Source organism: Kribbella sp. NPDC023855 (assembly GCF_040639475.1).
Lineage (GTDB): Bacteria > Actinomycetota > Actinomycetes > Propionibacteriales > Kribbellaceae > Kribbella.
This window is the reverse complement of record NZ_JBFAAA010000002.1, coordinates 566,940-589,712: the sequence shown is the minus strand read 5'-3', so window position 1 is coordinate 589,712 and position 22,773 is coordinate 566,940. Positions and strand designations below refer to the sequence as shown.

The window sequence follows — 22,773 nt, the reverse complement described above, 5'->3', positions numbered from 1 at the left end:
AACAAAGGCTAACCACGGCTCTAGTCCCGTTCTCGGGAGGTTCCGCGGGCGCGGCGGTGTGTGGATGGAGCCTTCGTGCTGGCATTCGGCGTCGTGCGACTCGGCTCAGACTGATTGTTTGCCAGTAGGCGCGCGGCCCTGGCTGCCAGGAGCTGTATCTCGCGATGGACGTCCTTGCCGTCGACAATAAACTCCAGTGAGTCCTCATCTGTGTAGTAGCGGGAGATCACCCGTTCGAGATCGTCGGCCGATGCATTCTCCATTCCGAGACGCGAGGCGAGCGTGACGATGTCGGCGGCGTCTTTGCGGCGCTGGGCAACCAACTTGGTCGCCAGAAGGAACTCGTCGGTGGCGTAGGTGATGTGCAGACCTGGTGCACCACCGCCTTTGAGTGCTCCCTCCGGCAGGGGCGGCATCCATGAACTGGCTCGGGTGTTCAGCCAGTCCTCGGGAAGCTTGCGTTGGCTCGCCATGGCAAGAGCTTCCTCGACGACGGCCTCGTCGCGCGTGATGGCGTCGATGTCCTCAGTACGGCGAGGATTCTCCTGCGAGGTGACGGCAATCGCAGCGCCGCCGACGACAAAGACCGCTGCGGAGATGCCACGGCTTTTCAGCCGCTTGTCGAGCTCCGAGAGGAGGTCGATGATTTCGGCTGCCGTGAACTCGTGGCGTGGGTTGTTCATGCGGTCATCAAGTCACGGTTGGGGACGAAGATGTTGGCTTGGGCCAGGTAGGGCGGGGTTTGGGTGATGATCTCGTCTCGGTTCAGGAAGGGGTGCGGGGGGATCCAGGGGGCTGGGAGGGGTTTGTGTTTGGTCCAGTCGGGTGGGGCTTCGCCTGCTGTTTCGAATTCGTGGGCGGTTAGGACGGCGAGGAGGGTGTCGAAGCCTGCGTGGCCGGTTGGGGTGGGGGCTGCTTCCCAGGCGGCTTCGGAGCCGTCGTGGCGGTTTAGCAGGAGGCGTAGGTGGTCGCGGCCCTGGAGCAGCATTCGCCAGGCCCAGTCGTCGTCGGTTGCCTCGCGGATGGCTGTGGCGGTGGCCGGGGCGCTCATGATGCGGTACTCGCGCGCGGCTTGCAGGGCGTGAGCCAGTCGCCGGGCTCGCAGGAAGAACTGCGCTGTGGGCTTCGTCTTGCCAGAACGGTAGGTGGAGAAGCGCGAAGCGGAAGTGCCGAGGGCAGTGGCGAACGCGGCCTGGGACAACCCGCTCTCGATGAGGGCGTCGTTCAGCAGTTGGCTGACTGCTCGGCTGTCCTTGTCCATCTCGGCGCTCCTCATCGGTTATCTAATTAGATAATAGAGCGGAGAGCACGCCAAGCCAACGCAGGTGATGATCGCGGCTGCGGCGGCATTGGAGGCCCGACGGATTGATTCCTGCGGTTGCTGCTGCGTGCCCGATCGAGCGATGCGATTGGTGGACAGCTAGCTGGTTGTGAGGAGGGCTGAGACCCAGGTGTCGTGGTGGTTTTCGATGTAGTCGGCGGCTGGGCCCCAGTGGTTGGCGTGGCCCTCCGAATAAAGGCGGGCCCAGGGTTGTTGGCCGGTGCGGTGGCCTTGGAGTAGTAGGTCGTACATGCCTCGGGTGTGGCCGGCGATTTGGGCTGGGAAGGCGCGGCGCTGGTCTTCGTCTAGGCCGTAGCCGTCTGCGAGGGCGCGTAGGCGTGGTCCGTCGACCGTCGCATCGCCCCAGGGCATGAACGGCACGAAGCCGTGGGCGGCGTAGCCCAGGTCCCACAGGCGCGATGACGGTCCGGCGTTGTCCCAGTCGATGAAGACCCAGCGATCGTCGTTGCGGATCAGGTTCCAGGGGGCGAGGTCGTTGTGGCAGATCAGGTTGCCGTTCGACGGGTCGGGGATGAGCATCTCCCAGGCGGCGTCGGGCGGGGGTACGAAGATCTCCATCACGTCATGCAGTTCGCGAATCAGCCGCCCGACCTGGGTCAACTCACTGAGAGTGAAGCCAGGATCGGCACCGGCAAGAGCACCCGGCACGTACTCGAGGACGTGCCGGCCCTGCTCATCTCGCCCCAGCGAACGCGGAGCGCCCGTGAAGCCGCTCTCGGCAAGGTGTGTCAGCACAGCCTCGACGAGGGGTGTCTGGGCGGTCGCCGGCTTCCGCACCGTCGCACCCACCCGGACCACCTGCGCGGCGACGTTCCCACCGGTCAAGACCTCTTCGGATTCCACAGGTGAATCATGCCTGCCAGTTTGCCTCAGGCAACAGGATTATCGGCCGGGACAGAGAAGCAGGACACCGAGGCGACGAATCCATGGAAGCCTTGGTGCCCTGCGTGCTCAACACGATGCCCCGATCTGCTGCACAACGCAAAACGAGCGCGCGCGGGAGGCCGGCTTTTGTCTGCCGGTAGCAGGAACATCCTTGGGTCAGGCCGGGTTGGTGGCAGAGTAGGTGTCAGCAGCTGACGAGTTGGGAGCACAAGGGTGAGCATTCGGGTGGGGTACAAGGCGTCCGCCGAGCAGTTCGGGCCGCGGGATCTGGTGGAGTACGCGGTGCGGGCCGAGGAGCTCGGGCTCGACAGCGTCACGGTGTCGGACCACTTCCTGCCGTGGCGGCACGAGGGTGGACACGCGCCGTTCGCGCTCGCCTGGATGGCGGCCGTCGGCGAGCGGACGAACCGGGTACTGATCGGTACGTCGGTGCTCACGCCGACCTTCCGGTACAACCCCGCCGTGATCGCGCAGGCGTTCGCCACGATGGGTCTGCTCTACCCGGACCGGATCATGCTCGGCGTCGGCAGTGGTGAGGCGCTGAACGAGATCGCCGTCTCCGGACGTGAGTGGCCGGAGTTCAAGGAGCGGTTCGCGCGGCTGCGGGAGGCGGTCGAGCTGATCCGCAACCTGTGGACCCAGGAGGGCGTCAGCTCGGACGGACCGTTCTACAAGACCGTCGACGCGTCGATCTACGACCGTCCGGAGACGCCGGTGAAGGTGTACGTCGCCGCCGGCGGGCCGGTCGTCGCGCGGTACGCCGGCCGGGTCGGCGACGGGTTCATCGCGACCTCGGGCAAGGGCATGGAGCTCTACAACGAGAAGCTCATCCCGGCCGTCAAGGAAGGCGCGGAGAAGGCCGAGCGGTCCTTCGACGACATCGACCGGATGCTGGAGGTGAAGATCTCCTACGACCGCGACCCGGAGCTGGCGCTGGAGAACACCCGGTTCTGGGCCCCGCTGTCGCTCACGCCGGAGCAGAAGCACAGCGTCGACAGCGCGACCGAGATGGAGCGGCTGGCCGACGAGCTGCCGATCGAGCAGGTCGCCAAGCGCTGGATCGTTGCCTCCAAGCCCGAAGAGGTGATGGAGCAACTGCAGCCGTACCTCGATGCCGGCTTCAACCATCTGGTGATGCACGGACCGGGCCACGACCAGGAACGCTTCCTGACCCAGTTCAGCGCCGACGTCCTCCCGCTGCTCCGCAAGCTGGGCTGACCGAGTGTCCCGCAAGCGAGATAGCTTGACGCTGGAGGTGTCCAGGCACGCACCTCGCGGCGTTGGAGAAACGTCCACGATGCTAGAGCATCGCGGACGCTTCTCCGCCTTGCGATGCACGCACCTGGACACCTCCATCGTTCAAGCTATCTCGCTTGCGGGACACTAGGGGGTACCGGGATGGAGCGCTGGCCGGATTCGCAGTACCGGGTCGGGATCTCCGGCTGGCGCTACGTGCCGTGGCGCAAGGTGTTCTATCCCGAAGGGCTTCCGCAGCGGGCCGAGCTGGAGTATGCGTCCCGCCGCTTGAACTCGATCGAGCTCAACGGGTCGTTCTACTCGCTCCAGCGACCGACGTCGTACCAGCGCTGGTACGACGAAACGCCGCCGGGGTTCGTCTTCTCGGTCAAGGGTCCGCGGTTCGTCACCCACATGAAGAAGCTGGCCGACGTCGAGGCTCCGCTGGCCAACTTCTTCGCCTCGGGCGTGCTCGCGCTGGCGGACAAGCTCGGTCCGGTGCTGTGGCAACTACCTCCGACCCTGGGGTACGACCCGGACCGGCTGGCCAACTTCTTCAAGTTGTTGCCCAGGTCAACGAAGGCCGCGGCAAAAGTTGCCAAGGGCCACGATGGGCGGATGGAAGGCCGGAGTCTGCTGAAGTGTTCGGTGGACCAGCCGTTGCGGCATGCGCTCGAGGTGCGGCATCCGTCGTACGAGAACGAGGAGTTCCTCGAGCTCCTGCGCGAGCACGACATCGCGATGGTCTGCGCGGACACCGCGGGCAAGTGGCCGATGATGGACTCCACCACCACCGACTTCGGCTATGTCCGGTTGCACGGGGCCGAGGAGTTGTACGTGAGTGGTTATGACGACAAATCGCTCGACGCCTGGGCCAGGCGGATCCGGTCTTGGCAGCGAGACGTCGTCTACGTGTACTTCGACAACGACGTGAAGGTGCGAGCGCCGTTCGACGCGGAGGCGCTGGCCGAGCGACTGGGGATCGGATGACGTTCGAGGTGCTGCGCGACGACGACCCGCGGTGCGCAGTACTGGAGGCTGCCGGTTACCGGATCGTCGGGGAGTCGTGGGCGGCGCGATTGCGCGATCCCGACCCGGCGAAGCTCGAGGCTGCGGTACTGCGAGCCGAGGGGGTGACCGTCGGCGAACTGGGTCCCGAGTACGCCGATGCGTGGCATGCGCTGGAGACCGCGAACGAGAAGGACTACCCGTACACGCCCGCGACTCATCGAGTGGTCCAGCCGGTGGAAGAGCTGGCCGCGTTGTGGACGACCGGCCGCGTTTTCGGTGCCCTCGACGGTGAACGACTGGTCGGCGCGACGTACATAACCCTGCAAGGCGAGACCGGGTTCACGTCGGTCCTGGACGGCTATCGCGGGCGGGGGATCGGGCAGGCGGTCAAAGCCGCGTCGATCCTGGCCTTGCTCGATGCGGGCGTTCGCGTCTTCGGAACGGGTGGGGCTGCGCTCAACGATGCCAGTCTTGGGGCCAACCTTGCGTTCGGCTACGTCATCGAGGAGCGCTGGCGCAGCTACGCGCCGCCTGACGACGCCAAAGCCTGACGACGCCAGCCTGGGGACGTGCGGCGGCGGTCAGGTGGGGACGCTGTTCGGCCACCACGGTGGGACGTTGGCCGGGCAGATGCCAGGCAGGCTCGCCGGCGTGCCGGCCCAGGAGAACAGGGCGAGGTCGGCGATCGCGATGGCGATGGCGGCGGCCAGCATCGGCATGAACCACTTGCCGCCCTTACCGCGGCGCATGAAGCGGAAGACGATGTTGAACAGCCCGATGTTGACCACGAAGGCGACCGGGACACCGACGAAGAGCAGGAACGGTCCGTTGCCGACGCTGTTGATGACGACGTGGCAGACGTCCCAGGCGCGCCGGGTCATCACGACCAACCCGAACCCGGCCGCCCCGCCGATCACCACCGACAGGAACGTCTCACTCTTACTGCTTTTCGCCATGCCGTCACCGTAAAGCCTCCAGCCCGGCACACCCCAGCAAACCCCGGCGCGCCGCCGCGATCGGCTAGGTGGTGATGGTGACTGGACGTTGGGGGTGGTCCAGCGGGTCCGAGGCGAGGCGGGCGTGGCGTTCTACGTCGTACCGGGTGCCGTCGTAGTTGAGGCGTTGGCGTTCGAGGCCTTCGAAGAGGAAGCCGGCGCTGGCTGCCACTCGGCAGGAGGCTGGGTTGTTGGTGCGGTGGCCGAGCTCCAGCCGGTACAGCCCGGCGTCGTGGTGTGCCCAGTCGACGAGGGCCCGGAGCGCGTCGCGGGCTACACCCTGGCCACGGACACCGGCGACGGTCCAGTACCACGCCCAGCCGACTTGGTGCCGGTCGATGTTGGTCACGGCGACACAGCCGACGGGGTGGTCGTCCGCATCCGCAACGGCGTACACGTGCCCGTTGTCGAGGTCGGCCACCCGGCCGATCCAGTCGACCGCGCTCGCGGTGTCCCGGATGCCGCCCTGGTTGACCATGTCGGGGTCACGATGGGCATCGGTCAACCGCAACGCGTCCGCCACACGCCAGCGCCGCAGATCCAGACTCACCAGGTCATACCCCATCCATCGAGGCTACCGCCGCCTGACGCCGCCCAAACCCGTTCCCGGCGTGTACTCACCCTAGGGTGGGGGCATGGCTTTTCTTGATTTTCAGGGGCAGGTTGTTCTGATCACCGGGGCGAGCAGTGGGATCGGGGCGGCTGCTGCCGTCGGGTTCGCCGAGGCGGGCGCTACGGTCGCGTTGCACTACCACCAGAACGAGGAGGGTGTGCGGCACACGGCGAGCGCGGTGGGCACCGCGGGCGGCACGGCCTCCGTTCACCAGGCGGATCTCTCGGTACCCGAGTCCGCGGGTGCGCTGGTCGACGAGGTGCTCGCGCGGCACGGGCGGATCGACGTACTGGTCAACAACGCCGGTGACCTGGTCAAACGCGGTCCTGTGGTTGATCTGCCGGACGACGAGTTCCGCCGGATCATGGATGTGAACCTGACCTCGGTGTTCGCGATGAGCCGGCGGATCGTGCCGGTACTGCGCGCGCAGGGCGGCGGCGCGATCGTCAACGTCACCTCGATCGCCGGCCGGCACGGCGGAGGCGGCGGCTCGGTCGTCTACGCGACCAGCAAGGGCGCGGTCAGCACGTTCACCCGCGGCCTCGCGAAGGAGCTGGCCCCCGACGGCATCCGCGTGAACGCCCTCTCGCCCGGCGTCATCCGCACCCCATTCCACGACCGGCACACCGCAGAGGAGCAGCTGACCGCGATGGTCGCCACCATCCCGATGGGCCGCACCGGCGCGCCGCGCGAATGCGTCGGCACCATCCTCTACCTGGCCTCGGACGCCATGAGCAGCTACGTCACCGGCCAGATCATCGAGGTCAACGGCGGCCAGCTGATGCCGTGACGGCCGCTGCTCGAGCGACGCGGGCAGGAGTCAGCGCAGGGAGTGGCGGCGGGTGACGTTGGTGTCGCCGCGGCGGTCGGGGCGGAACAGGGTGTTGTGGTCGAAGGTGCTGCCGGTCGAGCGGTAGCCCAGCTCATCCAGTACTTCGTGCAGCCGCCGCCGCAGGTCGGGACGCTTGTCCTCGACCAGTACTGCGCGCGGCTGCAGGCGGACCAACGTCCTGGTCGCTCCGCCGAGCGCAGCGGTCTCTGAGCCCTCGACGTCGAGCTTGATCACGTCGAGCCGCTCCAGCGAGTGCTCACGAACCCAGTCGTCGAGGCGGATCACCGGTACGTCCTGCACGACCTCACCGTCGGCCTGCAGCGAGCGGACACCCGAGTCGGCCGGGTCGTACCGCGGGTCGGCATGCAGAGCAGCCTGGTGCTTGCGCTCGCCCAGAGCCGCAGGCACCAGCGTGATGAGGTCTGCCAGGTCGTTGCGCTCGGCAGCGGCTCGCAGCTTGTCCAGGGAGTCTTCAGCCGGCTCGAACGCGATCACCCGTCCGCCACCAAGGTCTTTCAGTTGCTTGGCCGCACCAAGACTGTGCAGCCCGATGTTGGCGCCGACATCGAGTACTACGTCGCCCGGCCTGAGCTCGGATCGCAGGAAGCGCGACACTGCGGGTTCGTAGCGACCCGCGTAGTACAGGACTGCTTGCAGGTTGTCCCGCAGGTCGAGTCGCCACTGAAGGCCTTGCCGCCGTACTGCGATGTCGGTCGTTGCCCACTGCGGCGGGATCTTCACCAGCTGCGGATTCTGGTCCGCGAGCCGAGGTGAAATGCGATGCGCGACCCGCGTGACGCCGGCCTCGGTCAGCCCTTCGGCGGAGCCCACCACCCGCGCGAGCCGCCGTGCCGCATCGACGCCGAGCGCCCGCCCGGCGGTGTGGGGAACCTCCCACACCACCCGGCGGACGACTCCATCGCGATACTCCATCCCCCATCGTTACCCGTTAACGGGCAGAATCATGCTTTTCGACGCGTAAGAATCACGGCAAACCTCTCAGCGTGACAGCCGGCGGAAGCGGGCCGCCGACAACGGCAGGAAGATCGCGGTCAGCAGCAACGGCCCGATGATCGCCGCTTCGAGAGCGTGATCGCCGATCCACGAAGCCGCCGACGGGTCCGGGTTGCCGAACAGTGACCGGGCCGCGGTGGCCGTCGCCGACAGCGGGTTCCACTGGGCGATCGTGCCCAGCCAGTCGGGCATCGTCGAGGTGGCGACGAACGCGCTGGACAGGAAACCGACCGGCCAGACCAGGACTTGCACCGCCGTGATGCTCTGCGCGTTCCGCACGGTCAGCCCGATGAAGATCCCGATCCACAGCACGGCGAATCGCAACCACAGCAGCAGCCCGAACGCCGCCAGCGCATCCAGTACGCCGCCGTGCCACCGCCAGCCGAGCGCGAGACCGGCCGCGCTCAGCACGATCAGCGAGACGACCGAGTCGAGCAGATCCGCGATGCACCGGCCGAGCACGACCGCCGCCGAACTCATCGGCAACGAGCGGAACCGGTCGGTGACGCCCTTGGAGACGTCGGTGGTAACCGCGGTCATCGTTGCCTCGAGCCCGAACAGCATCGCCAGTGCGAAGATGCCGGGCACCAGCAGTTCGTAGTACGAGTCGCCGGACGGCATCTCGATCGCGCCGCCCAGCAGCGCGCCGAACATCAGCATCATCAGAACCGGGAAGAGCCAGCCGAAGATGATCGGCCCGGGCTGCATCCGCCAGTGCAGCAACGTCCGCCGGGTGATCGTCCAAGCGTCTGCCAAGGTCCAGCCCAGCGCCGTCATGCCGGCACCCCCGTTCCGGTCAGGTGCAGGAAGACCTCGTCCAACGTCGGTCTGCGCAAAGTGACGTCCGCTGGTTCGATCTTTGCCTCCTGCAACAACGTTGCGATCTCGATGAGTGCCTTGGTGCGATCCTTGACCGGAATGCTGACCTTCAGTTCGTCGGTCCTGACCTCGCCGTCCGCGAGCCGATCGACCAGTTGAAGGACTTGCTGGACCTCTGTAGTTGCTGCCAGCACCAGATCGAGCCAGTCCGCGCCCAGTTGGGCTTTCAGTGCGTCAGGCGTGCCCTCGGCAACGACTTTGCCTGCCTTGAGCATCGAAATCCGGTCGGCCAGCTGATCGGCTTCGTCCAGGTACTGCGTGGTCAGCAGGACCGTCGTACCGCCCTTCACCAGTTCCCGCACCGCGGACCAGACCTCCGCCCGGCCGGCCGGGTCGAGCCCGGTGGTCGGCTCGTCGACGAACAACACCGCCGGCGCCACGATCAGGCTTGCGGCCAGGTCGAGCCTGCGGCGCATCCCGCCCGAGTACTTCGAAGCCGGCAACGCGGCCGACTCGGTCAGACTGAACCGCTCGAGCAGCTCGTCGGCCCGGCGTACCGCCTTGGCATGGCCGAGATGGTTGAGCCGGCCGAACATCACCAGGTTCTGCTTGCCGGTGAGGATCTCGTCGACAGCCGCGTACTGCCCGACCAGGCCGATCCTGCGCCTGACCTCCGCGCCCTGCCGGCTCACGTCGTACCCGGCGATCCTCGCCTCGCCGGAATCCATCCTGAGCAGCGTGGCCAGGATCCGTACCGCTGTGGTCTTGCCGGCGCCGTTCGGCCCCAGCAGGCCGGTCACCGTGCCGGCGTTCACTTCCAGGTCGAAACCGTTCAGACCCGCCCCCTCGGTGCCTCCGGCGTAGTTCTTCCGTACGTCGAACGCCTCGATCACACGCTCCGTCGTCACTTCCCACCTCTCGTCCGCCGTCCATTCCACGGTTCTCCACCGCGAACCGTAGACTGTACCGTACACCGTACGACTCGGGTACGATCGAGTCAACGACGACCGGCTGGAGTTTGTTCCCGTGCCTGCAAAAAAGACCGCGCCGCCCGACCCGGCGCGCAGCCTGGCCCTGCTCTGGGGCAGTCACACCAAGCCGGGACGCTCCGGTCTGACGGTCCGCGCGATCGTCCGAGCGGCGATCGAGCTGGCGGACGCGAGCGGACTGGAGGCCGTCTCGATGCGGCTGGTCGCCGAGCAGCTGAAGGTCGGGACGATGTCGCTCTACACGCACGTGCCGGGCAAAGGCGAGCTGACCGATTTGATGTTCGACACCGTGTACGGCGATCTGTACGCCGACGCGGACGAGCCGTTGCGGCAGCCGGGTGGATGGCGGGGGGCGCTGGAGTTCATCGCCCATCGCAACTTTGATCTGCTGACCCAACACCCATGGATCCACGAGGTCCCCGGCGGCCGTAACGCCCTAGGGCCCAACATCACTCTGAAGTACGAAGCCGAACTCCGCCCCCTCGACGGCATCGGCCTCACCGACGTCGAAATGGACTCGACGCTCACCCTGGTCCTTACTCACGTCTTGGGTACTTCGCGAGCGGGGGCTGAGCAGCTCCGCAACCAGCAGGAATCCGGGATGTCGGATGAGGAATGGTGGCTGACCACTAGTCCGGTGCTGGAGAGGTACATGGCTGGGGTGGCGGATCGATTCCCGCTGGCGGGGCGCGTGGGGACTTCGGCGGGTGAGCACTACAACGCAACGATGGACCCAGCCCACGCGCTCGAGTTCGGCCTCACTCGGATCCTCGACGGCACCGCGCTGCTGATCGCCGAACGCAGTAAGACGTAGGCGCGTGGGGTTGTTCCCGCGCGGCCTTCGATGCCCGCTCCTGCGTCGCGTGCTCGTTCGACCGCTCCCGCCCGCCCGGTGTTTGGCGCTCCTGCGTCGCGCGGTTTGACCACGGTGGTGATGGAGCCCGTTGGGTGGGCGGTCGGTGGTGGGGTTGTTCCCGCGCGGCTTCCGATGCCCGCTCCTGCGTCGCGTGCTCGTTCGACCGCTCCCGCCCGCCCGGTGTCTGGCGCTCCTGCGTCGCGCGGTTTGACCACTGTTCGGTGAACCGGCCACTTTGCGAGCAACCCGAAACGCAGTTCGGTTCGGCCTGGTCGCTGTGCGAGTCGGCAGCCTCTGTGCAGTTCCAGCCTCCTGCAGTTCGTCCGAACGCTGCGTGAGACGCCAACGGCTGGTCGGTCCGGCGTTCCGCGCCCGGCCTTCGGCTAGATCTGTCCCGAAGAACAGGAGGTAGTGCCCAATTTGCGGCCAGCGGCCTGCTCACCGGAGCGTGCGGACCAGGCCGACTGCGGACTACCTCCTGTCCTTGGGCACATAACCATCCCGCTTCGAGGGCGTGGGTTGATCCCGCGCGGCCTCCTGTGCCCGCTCCTGCGTCGGGTGCTCGTTCGACCGCTCCCACCGGGCCGACACCAGAGCCCTTACCTTGGCAAAGTCACCCTCTTGCTGCCCGAGAGGAAAGTCCGCATGCCTGCCACGGTGGAAGGAACGGTATGACGATCACACGGGTGCTTGCTCAATCCACGGTGACCGATCTCGCGATGGCTGAGGACTGGTACACGCGGCTTCTCGGTCGCTCGCCGGACGCTCGCCCCATGCCAGGGTTGCTCGAATGGCACCTGGCTGACACGTTCGGCGTTCAGGTCTGGGCCGAACCTGACCGAGCCGGCCACTCGTCGATGGTGCTCGACGAGTCCGACCTCGACTCCCTCGCGCTGCGCCTGACCGAGGCAGGCATCACCCACGACGGTCCGCAGGACGCGACCTCGTCGCGGATCCTGTCCGTAGTGGATCCGGACGGCAATCGGGTCGTGTTTACCGGCACGTTCTCCTGACCGCTGAACAGGCATGCTGGCGGTAGAGCTGCCGCGTCTACTGCCAGTTCACGCAACCGCAAAACGCAGGATTGATGGAGCCACAAGGCTGTGAAAGCAGCAGACCGACAAGGCAGCTGCTCGACTGGAGACGTGCGTAGCTTGTCGGCCCGCGGAGCGAGCAGGCTGAACTGCGCCTTGGGTTCCTCGCAAAGTGGCCGCGTCACCGAACAGTGTCAAACCGCGCGACATAGGAGCGCAAAGCGTCGGGTGGGTGGGAGCGGTTGAACTAGCCCGCGACGTAGGAGTGGGCATCGGAGGCCGCGCGGGGCAACCCAACCACCAGCCGCGTGGCTCACCAGGCCAGCCATCGCCGTGGTTGAACCGCGCGACGGAGGAGCGCAAATCGCTGGGTGGGTGGGAGCTGTCGAACGAGCACGCGACGCAGGAGCGGGCATCGGAGGCTGCGCGGGGATAACCCAACCGCCCCCGCGCACGCCAAACGGGCTCAATCACCAACGTGGTCAAATCCGCGCGACGCAGGAGCGCCCAAACACAGGGGCGGGCGGGAGCGGTCGAACGAGCGGGCGACGTAGGAGCGCGCGTCGGAGGCCGCGTGGGGATACCTCAGCTGTTGAGCAGGTCCTCGAAGGAGACGGGATTGGCGTACGGGTCGACCGTCGGGCGGCGGTCGTTGCTCATGGCATCGACTAGTTCCGTCGCCGCGCGTTCGATGCGCGCGTGCAGCTTCGTTGCCCCAGCTCCCCAGTCCGACGACGCCGCATACACGCCGGTCGGCAGCACAATCGCCTTCAAATAAGAGAAAAGCGGCCGGAGGGCGAAGTCGAGGACCAAAGAATGGCGTTCGGTGCCGCCGGTTGCGGCGATCAGGACCGGTTTGCCGGCCAGGGCCTGGTCATCCAGTACGTCGAAGAACATCTTGAACAGCCCGTTGTACGACGCACTGAAAGTCGGCGTGACCGCGATCAGCCCGTCCGCCTCGACAACCGTATCCAGCACCCTGCTCAGCTCAGGAGACGGAAACCCGGTCAGCAAGTTGTTGGTGAGGTCGTGCGCCAGTTCGCGCAGCTCAAAAACCTCAACCCGGTACTCCGTCCCGCGCCCATCCAGCTGATCGCGGACAGCAGCCGCCAACCGATCAGCAAGCAGCCGAGTAGATGATGGCGTCGTCAACCCAGCCGTCACCACGGCGATCGTTCGCGCCGTCATCGCGTTCCCTCCAGCCCGACAACCTCAGGGCTGACCGTCTCGAGCGCTGCGGCCCGGTCGGCCGCTGCCTTCAGCGACTCGTGAGTCGGCGCCTCCGGCACGTGCGCCGGTCGCAACGCGTCAAACTCCTTGCGCAGTACGGGAATCACTTCCTCGCCGAGGATGTCCATCTGCTCCAGCACAGTCGTCACCGGCAACCCAGCATGGTCAGCGATGAACAACTGCCGCTGGTAGTCGCCGAACTTCTCCCGGAACGTCATCGTCCGGTCGATGATCTCCTGCGGGCTGCCGACCGCGAGCGGGGTCTGCTCCATGGTTTCTTCCATCGACGGACCGCCGCCGTAGATCGGCGAGTGGTCGAAGTACGGCCGGTACTCCGCCTTCGCCGCCTGCGAGTTCTTGCGCATGAAGACCTGGCCGCCGAGTCCGACGATCGCCTGGTCCGCGGCGCCGTGGCCGTAGTGCTCGAAGCGGGTGCGGTAGTGGTTGATCAGCTTCGCGGTGTGGCTGGCCGGCCAGAAGATGTTGTTGTGGAAGAAGCCGTCACCGTAGTACGCGGCCTGTTCGGCGATCTCGGGGCTGCGGATCGAGCCGTGCCAGACGAACGGCGGTACGCCGTCCAGCGGCCGCGGCGTCGAGGTGAAGCCTTCCAGTGGGGTGCGGAACTTGCCTTCCCAGCTGACCACGTCCTCGCGCCAGAGCCGGCGCAGCAGGGCGTAGTTCTCGATCGCGAGGTGGATGCCGTTGCGGATGTCCTGCCCGAACCACGGGTAGACCGGGCCGGTGTTGCCGCGGCCCATCATCAGGTCGACCCGGCCGTCGGCCAGGTGCTGCAGCATCGCGTAGTCCTCGGCGATCTTCACCGGGTCGTTGGTGGTGATCAGCGTGGTCGAGGTCGAGAGCAGGATCTTCGAGGTCTTCGCCGCGATGTAACCGAGCAGCGTGGTCGGCGACGACGGGACGAACGGCGGGTTGTGGTGCTCGCCGGTCGCGAACACGTCCAGGCCGACCTCCTCGGCCTTGAGGGCGACCGTCACCATCTGCTGGATCCGCTCGGCCTCGGTGAGGGTCCGGCCGCTGACCGGGTCCTGGGTCACATCGCCGACGGTGAACACACCGAACTGCATCTCGACTCCTTGGTCTGAGTAACCATTCAAGATTAAACTATTTGTCCGGGTCAACGCCAACCTAGGAGTCGGCATTCCCGCAACCGGACCGAGCGAGCCTGTCAGCGACCATCCTCGCGGAAGCCGCCCGAGACTCCGGCTCTGAGTCGGCGGCTGGTGGACAGGCTCTTGCCAGTGCCGTCCCGTCCAGTGAAACTAGGTGCCGCCATGCGAAACCCTCACCGCCCCGAGGAGTACCGTCCATGCCGCACCGCCCGAAACTCAGCCGTCGCCACCTTCTAGGTGGCGCCGCTGCACTCCCTGTAGTGGCCGCTCTTCCCGCCGCAGCGGCACCTGTCCCATCCAGCGGAACCAGCAAGCCGAAGGACATCTCGGCCGAACTGCTCCATCAGTGGGCCGAGGCTCGGGGGACGCATCCGCTGATCCCGGACATCTCGCACGCCGGGTACCGCGGCGGCGAGCGCCCGCGCCGGCCGCGCGTCATCGCCCGCGTCACCGACTTCGGTGCCCGCCCCGACCTCACCACCGACTCCGCAGCGGCGTTCAACGCCGCCGTCCGGTACGCCGGTGAGCACGGCGGCGGCACGATCGTCGTACCGCCGGGGGACGTATCGTCTCGACTCCCCGCTGTGGATGCACTGGTCGGATGTCGTGCTGAAGGGATCGGGTCGCGACCGGACCATCCTGCACTTCACCCGGCCGCTCGAGGAGTCGTACCGGCCGAATCTTCAGCCGAGCCTGCAGAGTCGCTGGTCCTGGACCGGTGGGCAGATCTGGGTGATCGCGCCCGAGCGCAAGGCCAAGTCCGAAGCCGAGAACTTCGCCGCTTCGGAAGGCTGGTTGCTCGGCGATACCTTGGCCGAGATCGGTTCCGCGTCACGCGGCCAACGCACGCTGCTGGTGTCCGACACGAGTCGCCTCGCGGCGGGCGACCTCGTAGTACTGGAGACGGACAATCCAGCGGATGCCGGCGTACTACGGCACGTGGCCGGTGATGTTGCCGGGACTCGCGAGTACGACTGGCCGGTCAAGGCGCCGCAGCTCACGACGGGGTCGGGTGCGCAGTACGTGCAGTACGCCACGTTGCAGTGGCCGGTCCGGATCGAAGCCGTGTTGGGTGATCGCCTGGTGAGGTTGGCCCAGCCGTTGCGGTACGACCTGCGGCCGAGTTGGCCGTCACGATTCCGGGCGCTCGGGCCGACGGTGCACGACGTCGGTGTGGAGTCGCTGACGATTCGGAACGCGCCCCGGACGATGACGATCCACAATCGGCATCCAGGCTCGAACGGCCTTTGTTTTCAGGCGGTTCACGACTGCTGGGCCGACGACGTACGGGTGGAGAACTGCGATCTCGGGTTCGGGTTAACCACCACGAAGGCCGTCACGCTGACCGATGTCGTGGTCGGTGGCCGTTCGGCGCACCACAGTTTTGCTTGCCGGATGCAATCACATGACAACCTGGTGGACGGGTTCGAGATCGAGCAGTTCTCCGTACCGCTGCCGGCCGGCGCGCTGCATCACGGGCTCAACCTGGAAGGACTCTCGGCCGGGAACGTGTGGCGCCGCGGGCGGATGGCGGAGGGCACCTTCGACACCCATCGCGCGATGCCGTTCGAGAACGCGCGGACCGACATCACGCTCACCAACAACGGCCGGGTCGGCGGATCGGCCGCGTCGGGACCGCTCTTCGGCGCACGCATCGCGCACTGGAACGTCCGCGTCACGAGTGGTGCGCCGTACGCGATCGACCTGGCCGACGTGGCTCCGCGCAGCATCACTGTCGGCGTACAGGGCCTGGCCTCCGCGGGGAGTGGCTTACCGCGCGACTTCCCGGGAGACCTCGAAAACGGCACCTACCAACTGGCCACGCGCCCCTCGATCACCGACCTGTACGCCGCCCAGCGGGCGCGTCAGGACTGAGCGCGGAGACTGTGGGAGGCCAGCAGCGAATCGTCGCCGGTGAGGGCGGCGGCGATTCGACGGTGCTTGCTGGCCTCCTCATGCCGGCTCTGACGCTCGAGCGTGCGCGCCATCATCAGATGGGCGTACGACTCGGTCGGCGCGCGGTCGAGAATCTCGCGCAGATGTTCCTCGGCGGGCTTCAGCAAAGCGCTGTGGAAATAGGCACGCGCCAGCAATAGTCGAGTGCCTACGTCATCCGGTGTCTCCTCAACGACCGGGAGCAGAGAACGAATCGCGTTCCGGTAGTCCCGCTCGTCGAAGTACTGCTGCCCAAGCCCATAGCTCAACGCGCGCATGTCTTCCACGCAGGACGCAACGCCACGCAGTACAGGCGGTATTCCGAGGTCAGGCGGCGTCGAGGGTTGCTACCTGGTCGGGGGTGAGGGCGAGGTCGACTGCGGAGTACGAGTCGCGGATGGTTTCGGGGCGGCTGGCGCCTGGGATGGGGATGACTACCGGGGACTTGGCGAGCATCCAGGCGAGGGTGAGCTTCTGGGGGCTGACGCCCAGTTCGGAGGCGAGGGTGTGGAAGGCAGGGTGCTTCTTGCCGAGGTCCGAGGCGCCGGAGATGCCGCCGAGGGGGGACCAGGGCAGGAAGGCGATGCCGAGCTCGTCGCAGAGGTCGAGTTCGGGCTCGCTGGAGCGGAACGCCGGCGAGAACTGGTTCTGGACCGAGACGAGCCGGCCGCCGAGGATCTCGTTGGCCTGGCGGATCTGCTCCGGGTTCGCGTTGGAGATGCCGGCCTGCCGGATCTTGCCCGCGTCGAGCAGGTCGCGGATCGCGCCGATCGACTCCTCGTACGGCGTCTTCGGGTCCGGCCGGTGGAACTGGTAGAGGCCGATCGCGTCGACGCCGAGTCGCTTGAGCGAGTCCTCGGCTGCCTGCTTCAGGTGCTTCGGGGAGCCGTCTTGCGTCCACGCGCCGCCACCGGGACGGAGATGGCCGCCCTTGGTCGCGACGAGCACGCCGGACGTGTCGCCGCCGTACGAGTTGAGCGCCTTCGCGATCAGCGTCTCGTTGTGGCCGATGTCGGAGGAGTCCAGGTGGTACGCGTCGGCGGTGTCGATCAGCGTGATGCCGGTGTCCAGGGCGGCGTGGATCGTCGCGATCGAGCGGCTCTCGTCGGGCCGGCCCTCGATCGACATCGGCATCGCGCCGAGCCCGATCGCGCTGACCTGGACGTCGCCGATGCTGCGGGTAGTTGAAGTTTCAGAAGCCATACTCCCAACCTCCCGCAGCTCGACTCAGTTTTCCAACAGGAAAAACCACTGAGAGCCAGAAGGCGCCCTGCTGAATCAGGCAATCCTTCAGGCGACGTGGACGTGCGGGTTGCGGTCTTCGACGACGTAGCTGGCGCGGGTGGTGATCGGGGCGCCGGGTTGGGTGACGTAGGGGACGACGCGGAAGTCGGAGCGCCAGCGGTACCGGTCGGCGGTGACCCGGACGTAGCCGCGCTGGGAGTTGAAGAACTTGAGGTGCGGGTTCGCCTCGAGGAACTGCACGCCCTGCGGAGTGGTGTCGGCGCCGTCGCCTCCACTGGTGATCGACGTACCGACGAACTCCGTCCCGACCGTACGCGAGTCCGGGTTGGCGAAGTCGCGCTTGAGCTCGAGCGCGTAGTTCTGGTGCCGGTCGCCGGTGATCACCACCAGGTTCCGTACGCCGCTGTCCTGCGCCGCCGCCAGCACCTTGTTGCGCTCGGCAACATAACCGTCCCACGGGTCGAGCCAGACGTGGGTCTCCGGGCCGGGCGTCCAGTCGGTCTGGCCCATCGGCGCCTGGTTGCCGAGCACCTGCCAGCGCGCCCGGGACTGCCGGAACCCGTCGAGCAGCCACTGGCGCTGCTTGCCGCCGAGCATCGTGTTGTCGGGGTTGAACCGGTCGTCACAGGTGGACGAGGCGCCGTCGCCGCACGGCTGGTCCGACCGGTACTGGCGGGTGTCCAGGATGGTGAAGTCGGCGAGCCGTCCGTACGGGAGCCGCCGGTGGAACCGCCCGTCGGGTCCCTTCGGCATCTGCTCGTGCCGCAGCGGCAGGTTCTCGTACATCGCCTGGAACGCCTGTGCCCGGCGCGCCCGGAAGATCACTGGGTCCTGGTCCGGTTCGGTGTCGGCCTGCGACAGGTCGCCGGCCCAGTTGTTCTCCACCTCGTGGTCGTCGAACGTGTGGATCCACGGGTGCGCGGCGTGCGCGGCCTGCAGCGGCGCCTCGGACTTGTAGAGCGAGTACTGCAGCCGGTACCGGGCCAGGTCGAACGTCTCGGTGTGGAACCGCGGATCGGTCACGACACCGCGCTTGTTCGTCTTCACTCCGGACTCGTAGAGGTAGTCGCCCAGGTGCACGACCAGGTCGAGGTCCTCGTCCGCCATGTGCTGGTACGCCGTGAAGAACCCGTCCTGCCACGCGTTGCACGAGGCGAACGCGAACCGCACCTCACGCGGCGAGCTGAGCGGATGCGGCGTAGTACGGGTGCGCCCGACCGTCGAGATCTCCCCGCCGGTGCGGAAGCGGTAGTAGTACTCGTGATCCGGAAGCAGCCCGTTGACCTCCGGGTGGACCGAGTGGCCGAGCTCGGGCGTCGCGACCACGCTGGACCGGCGTACGACGTGCCGGAAGTTCGCATCGCGGGCGACCTCGTACTCCACCCGGACCGCCTTGGCGGGCATGCCACCACGGCCGTCGACCGCGAACGGGTCGAGAGCCAGCCGGGTCCACAGGACGACGCTGTTGTACCGCGGGTCGCCGGACGCGACGCCCAGAGTGAACGGGTTGCCGGCGCCGGCCGGGGCGGCGTAGGTGGTCGAGGCGTCCCAGGCCCCGGTCCCGAGCAGGATCGCGGCGCTGCCCGCGCCTCCAAGCCCGATAAAACGACGACGTGAAACAGCCATGGGGGTCCTCCGGTGAGCAGATCGGCAGGGGAAGCGCCCTCAGCCTTCAAGCGCCAGGTGAACAGCGCGGTAAACGAGTTCCTCCGGCGGGTGAATCTCGGGCAGTTGATGACAGGAGAGGATGGTCCGCATGCAGACTGACGAGCGGATCCGCCGGGCCCGGCCGGCCGACGTACCGGCGATCGTGGAGCTGGTGCACGCGCTGGCGGAGTACGAGCGCGCCCCTGAGCAATGCCACCTGACCGCCGAACAACTCCGAACAGCCCTCTTCGGTACTACGCCCGCCGTGTTCTGCCATGTCGCGTCGGTCGACGACGAGGTGGTCGGCTACGCGATCTGGTTCCTCAGCTTCTCCACCTGGCGTGGTGTCCACGGCATCTACCTCGAAGACCTCTTCGTTCGCCCCGAACTCCGCGGCTCCGGCCTCGGCAAGGCACTGCTCACCGCCCTCGCCCAGGAATGCGTCCGCAACAACTACCAACGCCTCGAGTGGTCCGTCCTCGACTGGAACACCCCCGCCATCGACTTCTACAAGTCCCTCGGCGCCACCCCCCAAACCGAATGGCCCACCTACCGCCTCACCGACCAAGCCCTCACCACCCTCGGCACGTGAACGCCACCGACTACGTCTGGTTCAAGAAAAGCCGCATCAGCGAGGCCTACTGCCTGACCTTCGTTCGAGGGCTGAGCGCAGTGGAGGCGCTCAGCCGGATAGATGGTGAGCAGGTCGGCCGGGTCACCGGTCTGCGCGAGTTCACCGAGTCACTTCCCGACGAGCACGGCGGACGCCGGTGGTACCTGGGCGCTACCGAGCTGGGTGGCTGGACGCTGCTCGTCGAGGACAACGGATTTCTCGGCGTGACCGAAGAGGTGATCGCTCCACTGTCGGCCGGCACTCAGGTGGTGTCCCACTACAAGAACGTCAACGCGGTGGACCGCTTCTCCTGGATGGTGGACGGCGATATGCGGCTGACCTTCGAGCCGCTGTTCGCCTACGATCGCGCCGGGAGTGACCCGGACGGTCAGGTCGAGGTGATGGAAGCAGTCGGCTTCGACCTCCGTGCGGGCGAGGACCGCGACTACACCCTGCACACCGAGGCAGCCTTTGCGTTGGCCGAGCATCTGACAGGTGTGCGGTTGACCGCGGAGCTGCTGGAGTCCGCCGACTACCTGTGTGCTTTGGCGCCTCTGAAGGGCTGATTCGGGTGCTGCGAGACAATGGGTGGGTGGAACTGAAACCCCTGTTGATCACGCGGCTCTGTAATGCTTCTGTTTGGCCGATTCTGGTGGGGGTTGTGGTGATCGCGTTGCGCGATGACCTGCCGGTGGTGGCGGTGGTCGGTGGGGCGCTGGTTTGTCTGGCGGCCGCGGTCTACCTGGCGTTCCTCGGGTGGCGGCTCGGGGTGGTCTGTGATGCGGACGCGATCGAGGTTCACGGGTTGTTGCGGAGCCGGCGGATCGCCAAGGACGAGATCCTCGCGATCACGAACTTCCCGGCCGTCCGGTGGAAGAGCGAGGCCGGGAAGGCGCGCTGGACGCCGATCTTCGCGTTCGCCAATCTGGGCCGGGTGCTGCCGCTGGTCGAGCGGCACAACGAGGCGGCCATCTCGATCCTCAAGGACTGGCTGGACGACAGCAAGCCGGAGCCACCGAAGAAGAAGCGGCGTCAGCGGAAGCCGGCTCCGAAGCCGGCTAGCTAGCCGCCCCGGCCGGCGGCAACGGAGTACGCAAAAGCCGGTACTGCGTCGCGCACCCCGATTGCGAGCGGCTCAATGGGTGGCGCGGTGGGCGCGTTTGGCTTCGTACATGGCGTTGTCGGCGGTGCGGAGGAGTTCCTCGAGCGCGGCGGCGTACGGGCCGACGACGGCGGTGCCGATGGCGGCCGTGACCGGGACGTCGATGCCTTCGAGGGGGCGGCTGATCGCTTCGTCGATCCGGCCGATCAGCGCCTCGAGGTCGTCGCCGTCGATGTCCTCGGCCAGGATCGCGAACTCGTCGCCACCGAGCCGCGCGACCGTGTCGCCGTGCCGGACCTCGGTCAGTAGCCGGTCGGCGATCTCGCGCAGCGCCTGGTCGCCGGCCTCGTGGCCGTACTTGTCGTTCACCTGCTTGAAGTGGTTCAGGTCGCAGAACAGCAGCGCCCCGCGCCGCCCGCTCTGCCGCGACCGCGTCAATGCCGCGTTGAAGTGATGCTGGAGCAGCCGCCGGTTCGCCAGGCCGGTGAGCGCGTCGTGCGCCGCGTGGTGCTGCAGCTCGCGTTCCGCGTCCTTGCGCGCCGTCACGTCGTCGATCTGGATCAGGATGATCCGCGGCAGATCCTTGCCTTGGTCAACCATCGCGGCCGTCCCGCCCAGCCAGATGTCGTTGCCGTCGGTACGGCGGAACGTCCGCTCGAACCGGTACGGACCCCGGCCGGTGGCGAGTTGCTCGATCTCGCGCTGCGTCTGGCCCGCGTTCTCGTCCCGCAGGTAGTCGACGAAGGTGGAGCCGACCAACTGGGCCGGGGTGTAACCGGTGATGTGGCAGAAGGCGTCGTTGACGCGCAGTACGCGGCCTGCGTCCGGGCCGTCGAAGGCGATCGTCGCCATCCCGTTGCCGGCGCCCTCGAAGACCATCCGGAAGGTCGTCTCGCTCGCCTCCAGCCGCGCCTTCTCGGCCCGCAGCTGATCGGTCAGCCGCGCCTTGTCGATCGCCAGGCCCGCTTGGGTGGCGAAGATCTCCAGCAGTTCGCGATGGATCGGGCCGGGCCGACGCTGGTCCTCGGGCAGGTCGACCGAGAGCATCCCGACCAGTTCGCCGTCGGGTGAGTGCAGCGGCGCGAACAGCGCGTCCAGCGGATGCCACGCGTCCGGCGCCGTCGAGACCGGGATCTCCGGCACCCAGCCGACGATCTCACCCTCAGGCAGCCGCTCGTGCGGCACGAACCGCAGCCCGCCCCACTTGTCCGCGATCGCGAACTCGGCGTCGAAGATGTCGGCCGCGCTGATCGTGCCGAGCAGCGCCTCCCGGGCCTCCGGCGAGCCGGCGACCGCGATCACCTCGAACTTGCCGTCGGGCTGGCGCAGGTTCAGCACGGCGATGCCGAAGCCGAGGCCGTCCACGACCCCGTCGACCACGGCCTGCAGAGTTTCGGCCAGGCTTCGCCCGGCGCCCATCCGGGCGCTCACCTCGTAGAGACGGCGTACGGCCGTCATCCGTACGGTGGGCTCGTTGTGCACGCGCGATCTCCGGAGTCACGGCAGTGGCGGCCTCACGAGACCCCGCCGTGGTGAGGGTCCCCTGACAGAGTGACAGACCAGCCGCCCCGAAGAACCCTTCTCCGGTGTGCCTGGACGACCCTATTGTGCCGGACGGGAGCCGCTCACCTGCTGTCAGTGACGAGAATACGCTTGCCGATACGGAGGGTGATTTTTCAGTACCGGAGATCCACCAGCGACCGGTACGACGTACGCGCCGACTCCCACTCGTCGACGGGAGCGTCGTGCTCGACCAGCCACTGCTCGACCCCGCCCGACTCGGCCTCGGCGAAGATGGCCGCGAAGTCGAGCGTGCCGGTACCGACGTCGGCGAACGAACCGTCCTCGGCCATGTCCTTGACGTGCAGGGCGGGAAACCGGCCGGGGTGGCGGCGGAAGTAGTCCGCCGGGTTCTTGCCGCCGTCGACCACCCAGTACAGATCGAGCTCGAACCCGAGCAGGTCAGGCTCGACCTCGTCGAGCAGGATGTCGAACAGCACCTGCCCATCCACCTCGGCGAAGTCGTGGCCGTGGTTATCGGCGTACGAGCGGATCTCCTCCGCTGAGTGGCCGAACCGTCCGCTCACCCCGACAGTGCGGTAGCCGATCTCGGCCAGTCGCTGCAGCGTGCCTGGGTAGTCGGCGGCGAGTGCCTCGCGCATCGTATAGAGGTGCATGCCGATGCCGTCGGCCGGGATGGTCCGGTCGCTCATGGAGGGTCTCCTTCGAGCTGTGTCCTTCGAGC

The 22,773-nt window shown here is 67.2% G+C and carries 25 protein-coding genes; 10 read left to right on the top strand and 15 right to left on the bottom strand.

Going from position 1 to position 22,773, the window contains the following annotated elements; all coding sequences use genetic code 11:
* Positions 1 to 20: 20 nt before the first annotated feature.
* From AB0F51_RS08540 to AB0F51_RS08530, 3 genes are all read right to left on the bottom strand, one after another.
* A complete protein-coding gene (locus tag AB0F51_RS08540; protein WP_360276069.1) occupies positions 21 to 683 on the bottom strand; it encodes a hypothetical protein in 663 nt (220 codons plus the stop codon).
* Complete coding sequence (locus AB0F51_RS08535) at positions 680 to 1,261, bottom strand: helix-turn-helix transcriptional regulator (protein ID WP_360276067.1); 582 nt, start codon at positions 1,259 to 1,261, stop codon at positions 680 to 682. The genes AB0F51_RS08540 and AB0F51_RS08535 overlap by 4 nt, the downstream gene beginning before the upstream one ends.
* A gap of 159 nt (positions 1,262 to 1,420) precedes the next feature.
* A complete protein-coding gene (locus tag AB0F51_RS08530) occupies positions 1,421 to 2,185 on the bottom strand; it encodes a phosphotransferase (RefSeq protein ID WP_360276065.1) in 765 nt (254 codons plus the stop codon).
* Positions 2,186 to 2,440: 255 nt separating this feature from the next.
* Between AB0F51_RS08530 and fgd the strand changes: the two genes are divergently transcribed.
* From fgd to AB0F51_RS08515, 3 genes are all read left to right on the top strand, one after another.
* Positions 2,441 to 3,445 carry a glucose-6-phosphate dehydrogenase (coenzyme-F420) gene (gene fgd, locus AB0F51_RS08525; RefSeq protein WP_360276062.1) on the top strand — a complete coding sequence of 335 codons (1,005 nt, stop codon included), beginning with the start codon at positions 2,441 to 2,443 and terminating at the stop codon, positions 3,443 to 3,445.
* A gap of 180 nt (positions 3,446 to 3,625) precedes the next feature.
* Complete coding sequence (locus AB0F51_RS08520; protein ID WP_360276059.1) at positions 3,626 to 4,453, top strand: DUF72 domain-containing protein; 828 nt, start codon at positions 3,626 to 3,628, stop codon at positions 4,451 to 4,453.
* Entirely contained in the window at positions 4,450 to 5,025 is a 576-nt protein-coding gene (locus AB0F51_RS08515) for a hypothetical protein (RefSeq protein WP_360276056.1), read from the top strand. The genes AB0F51_RS08520 and AB0F51_RS08515 overlap by 4 nt, the downstream gene beginning before the upstream one ends.
* 30 nt (positions 5,026 to 5,055) lie before the next feature.
* Here AB0F51_RS08515 and AB0F51_RS08510 read toward each other — a convergent pair whose 3' ends face one another.
* Both AB0F51_RS08510 and AB0F51_RS08505 read right to left on the bottom strand, forming a co-directional pair.
* Complete coding sequence (locus AB0F51_RS08510; RefSeq protein ID WP_360276054.1) at positions 5,056 to 5,430, bottom strand: hypothetical protein; 375 nt, start codon at positions 5,428 to 5,430, stop codon at positions 5,056 to 5,058.
* A gap of 64 nt (positions 5,431 to 5,494) precedes the next feature.
* Positions 5,495 to 6,034: a GNAT family protein gene (locus tag AB0F51_RS08505; protein ID WP_360276051.1), complete on the bottom strand. Its 540-nt coding sequence runs from the start codon at positions 6,032 to 6,034 to the stop codon at positions 5,495 to 5,497.
* 70 nt (positions 6,035 to 6,104) lie between these two features.
* Here AB0F51_RS08505 and AB0F51_RS08500 point away from each other — a divergent pair, with 70 nt between their 5' ends.
* Positions 6,105 to 6,872, top strand: a complete 768-nt coding sequence (locus AB0F51_RS08500; protein WP_360276048.1) for a glucose 1-dehydrogenase — start codon at positions 6,105 to 6,107, stop codon at positions 6,870 to 6,872.
* A gap of 30 nt (positions 6,873 to 6,902) precedes the next feature.
* Here AB0F51_RS08500 and AB0F51_RS08495 read toward each other — a convergent pair whose 3' ends face one another.
* From AB0F51_RS08495 to AB0F51_RS08485, 3 genes are all read right to left on the bottom strand, one after another.
* Complete coding sequence (locus AB0F51_RS08495; RefSeq protein WP_360276045.1) at positions 6,903 to 7,847, bottom strand: FkbM family methyltransferase; 945 nt, start codon at positions 7,845 to 7,847, stop codon at positions 6,903 to 6,905.
* A 66-nt stretch (positions 7,848 to 7,913) separates the two neighbouring features.
* Complete coding sequence (locus AB0F51_RS08490; RefSeq protein WP_360276042.1) at positions 7,914 to 8,705, bottom strand: ABC transporter permease; 792 nt, start codon at positions 8,703 to 8,705, stop codon at positions 7,914 to 7,916.
* The gene (locus AB0F51_RS08485) at positions 8,702 to 9,655 is read right to left on the bottom strand and encodes an ATP-binding cassette domain-containing protein (RefSeq protein WP_360276040.1); all 954 of its coding nucleotides are present in this window, start codon (positions 9,653 to 9,655) and stop codon (positions 8,702 to 8,704) included. The genes AB0F51_RS08490 and AB0F51_RS08485 overlap by 4 nt, the downstream gene beginning before the upstream one ends.
* 118 nt (positions 9,656 to 9,773) lie before the next feature.
* On the opposite strand from AB0F51_RS08485, the gene AB0F51_RS08480 reads away from it, so the two are divergent.
* Both AB0F51_RS08480 and AB0F51_RS08475 read left to right on the top strand, forming a co-directional pair.
* Entirely contained in the window at positions 9,774 to 10,550 is a 777-nt protein-coding gene (locus tag AB0F51_RS08480; protein WP_360276037.1) for a TetR/AcrR family transcriptional regulator, read from the top strand.
* A 713-nt stretch (positions 10,551 to 11,263) separates the two neighbouring features.
* Positions 11,264 to 11,605 (top strand): VOC family protein, encoded by a 342-nt coding sequence (locus tag AB0F51_RS08475; protein WP_360276035.1) that lies wholly within the window; start codon positions 11,264 to 11,266, stop codon positions 11,603 to 11,605.
* 606 nt (positions 11,606 to 12,211) lie between these two features.
* On the opposite strand, the gene AB0F51_RS08470 is transcribed toward AB0F51_RS08475, so the two are convergent.
* Entirely contained in the window at positions 12,212 to 12,814 is a 603-nt protein-coding gene (locus AB0F51_RS08470; RefSeq protein WP_360276032.1) for an FMN reductase, read from the bottom strand.
* Positions 12,811 to 13,941: an LLM class flavin-dependent oxidoreductase gene (locus AB0F51_RS08465; RefSeq protein ID WP_360276030.1), complete on the bottom strand. Its 1,131-nt coding sequence runs from the start codon at positions 13,939 to 13,941 to the stop codon at positions 12,811 to 12,813. Before AB0F51_RS08465 ends, AB0F51_RS08470 begins: the two co-directional genes overlap by 4 nt.
* A gap of 567 nt (positions 13,942 to 14,508) precedes the next feature.
* Here AB0F51_RS08465 and AB0F51_RS08460 point away from each other — a divergent pair.
* Positions 14,509 to 15,861, top strand: coding sequence for a hypothetical protein (locus tag AB0F51_RS08460; RefSeq protein ID WP_360276027.1), 1,353 nt, complete (start codon positions 14,509 to 14,511; stop codon positions 15,859 to 15,861).
* On the opposite strand, the gene AB0F51_RS08455 is transcribed toward AB0F51_RS08460, so the two are convergent.
* The 3 genes from AB0F51_RS08455 to AB0F51_RS08445 form a co-directional block, all read right to left on the bottom strand.
* Positions 15,852 to 16,199, bottom strand: a complete 348-nt coding sequence (locus AB0F51_RS08455; RefSeq protein ID WP_360276024.1) for a tetratricopeptide repeat protein — start codon at positions 16,197 to 16,199, stop codon at positions 15,852 to 15,854. The genes AB0F51_RS08460 and AB0F51_RS08455 overlap by 10 nt on opposite strands.
* A gap of 49 nt (positions 16,200 to 16,248) precedes the next feature.
* Complete coding sequence (locus tag AB0F51_RS08450) at positions 16,249 to 17,124, bottom strand: aldo/keto reductase (RefSeq protein WP_360276022.1); 876 nt, start codon at positions 17,122 to 17,124, stop codon at positions 16,249 to 16,251.
* A gap of 87 nt (positions 17,125 to 17,211) precedes the next feature.
* The gene (locus AB0F51_RS08445) at positions 17,212 to 18,792 is read right to left on the bottom strand and encodes an alkaline phosphatase D family protein (RefSeq protein WP_360276020.1); all 1,581 of its coding nucleotides are present in this window, start codon (positions 18,790 to 18,792) and stop codon (positions 17,212 to 17,214) included.
* Positions 18,793 to 18,922: 130 nt separating this feature from the next.
* On the opposite strand from AB0F51_RS08445, the gene AB0F51_RS08440 reads away from it, so the two are divergent.
* The 3 genes from AB0F51_RS08440 (at position 18,923) to AB0F51_RS08430 (ending at position 20,492) form a co-directional block, all read left to right on the top strand.
* Positions 18,923 to 19,405, top strand: a complete 483-nt coding sequence (locus tag AB0F51_RS08440; RefSeq protein ID WP_360276017.1) for a GNAT family N-acetyltransferase — start codon at positions 18,923 to 18,925, stop codon at positions 19,403 to 19,405.
* Positions 19,402 to 19,992: a DUF6461 domain-containing protein gene (locus AB0F51_RS08435; protein ID WP_360276015.1), complete on the top strand. Its 591-nt coding sequence runs from the start codon at positions 19,402 to 19,404 to the stop codon at positions 19,990 to 19,992. Before AB0F51_RS08440 ends, AB0F51_RS08435 begins: the two co-directional genes overlap by 4 nt.
* Before the next feature lie 95 nt (positions 19,993 to 20,087).
* Positions 20,088 to 20,492 (top strand): hypothetical protein, encoded by a 405-nt coding sequence (locus AB0F51_RS08430; RefSeq protein ID WP_360276012.1) that lies wholly within the window; start codon positions 20,088 to 20,090, stop codon positions 20,490 to 20,492.
* Positions 20,493 to 20,561: 69 nt separating this feature from the next.
* Here AB0F51_RS08430 and AB0F51_RS08425 read toward each other — a convergent pair whose 3' ends face one another.
* Positions 20,562 to 22,010, bottom strand: a complete 1,449-nt coding sequence (locus AB0F51_RS08425; RefSeq protein ID WP_360276010.1) for a diguanylate cyclase — start codon at positions 22,008 to 22,010, stop codon at positions 20,562 to 20,564.
* Positions 22,011 to 22,204: 194 nt separating this feature from the next.
* Positions 22,205 to 22,741, bottom strand: coding sequence for a sugar phosphate isomerase/epimerase (locus AB0F51_RS08420; protein WP_360276007.1), 537 nt, complete (start codon positions 22,739 to 22,741; stop codon positions 22,205 to 22,207).
* Positions 22,742 to 22,773: the final 32 nt, after the last annotated feature.

Excerpts from the sequence above, each read along its gene's own strand:
- AB0F51_RS08455 (WP_360276024.1), bottom strand. The coding sequence starts at position 16,199 with ATGCGCGCGTTGAGCTATGGGCTTGGGCAGCAGTACTTCGACGAGCGG.
- AB0F51_RS08540 (WP_360276069.1), bottom strand. The coding sequence starts at position 683 with ATGAACAACCCACGCCACGAGTTCACGGCAGCCGAAATCATCGACCTC.
- AB0F51_RS08505 (WP_360276051.1), bottom strand. The coding sequence starts at position 6,034 with ATGGGGTATGACCTGGTGAGTCTGGATCTGCGGCGCTGGCGTGTGGCG.
- AB0F51_RS08470 (WP_360276032.1), bottom strand. The coding sequence starts at position 12,814 with ATGACGGCGCGAACGATCGCCGTGGTGACGGCTGGGTTGACGACGCCA.
- AB0F51_RS08535 (WP_360276067.1), bottom strand. The coding sequence starts at position 1,261 with ATGGACAAGGACAGCCGAGCAGTCAGCCAACTGCTGAACGACGCCCTC.
- AB0F51_RS08445 (WP_360276020.1), bottom strand. The coding sequence starts at position 18,792 with ATGGCTGTTTCACGTCGTCGTTTTATCGGGCTTGGAGGCGCGGGCAGC.
- AB0F51_RS08450 (WP_360276022.1), bottom strand. The coding sequence starts at position 17,124 with ATGGCTTCTGAAACTTCAACTACCCGCAGCATCGGCGACGTCCAGGTC.
- AB0F51_RS08475 (WP_360276035.1), top strand. The coding sequence starts at position 11,264 with ATGACGATCACACGGGTGCTTGCTCAATCCACGGTGACCGATCTCGCG.
- AB0F51_RS08515 (WP_360276056.1), top strand. The coding sequence starts at position 4,450 with ATGACGTTCGAGGTGCTGCGCGACGACGACCCGCGGTGCGCAGTACTG.
- AB0F51_RS08500 (WP_360276048.1), top strand. The coding sequence starts at position 6,105 with ATGGCTTTTCTTGATTTTCAGGGGCAGGTTGTTCTGATCACCGGGGCG.
- AB0F51_RS08465 (WP_360276030.1), bottom strand. The coding sequence starts at position 13,941 with ATGCAGTTCGGTGTGTTCACCGTCGGCGATGTGACCCAGGACCCGGTC.
- AB0F51_RS08520 (WP_360276059.1), top strand. The coding sequence starts at position 3,626 with ATGGAGCGCTGGCCGGATTCGCAGTACCGGGTCGGGATCTCCGGCTGG.
- AB0F51_RS08510 (WP_360276054.1), bottom strand. The coding sequence starts at position 5,430 with ATGGCGAAAAGCAGTAAGAGTGAGACGTTCCTGTCGGTGGTGATCGGC.
- AB0F51_RS08440 (WP_360276017.1), top strand. The coding sequence starts at position 18,923 with ATGCAGACTGACGAGCGGATCCGCCGGGCCCGGCCGGCCGACGTACCG.
- AB0F51_RS08495 (WP_360276045.1), bottom strand. The coding sequence starts at position 7,847 with ATGGAGTATCGCGATGGAGTCGTCCGCCGGGTGGTGTGGGAGGTTCCC.
- AB0F51_RS08420 (WP_360276007.1), bottom strand. The coding sequence starts at position 22,741 with ATGAGCGACCGGACCATCCCGGCCGACGGCATCGGCATGCACCTCTAT.
- AB0F51_RS08490 (WP_360276042.1), bottom strand. The coding sequence starts at position 8,705 with ATGACGGCGCTGGGCTGGACCTTGGCAGACGCTTGGACGATCACCCGG.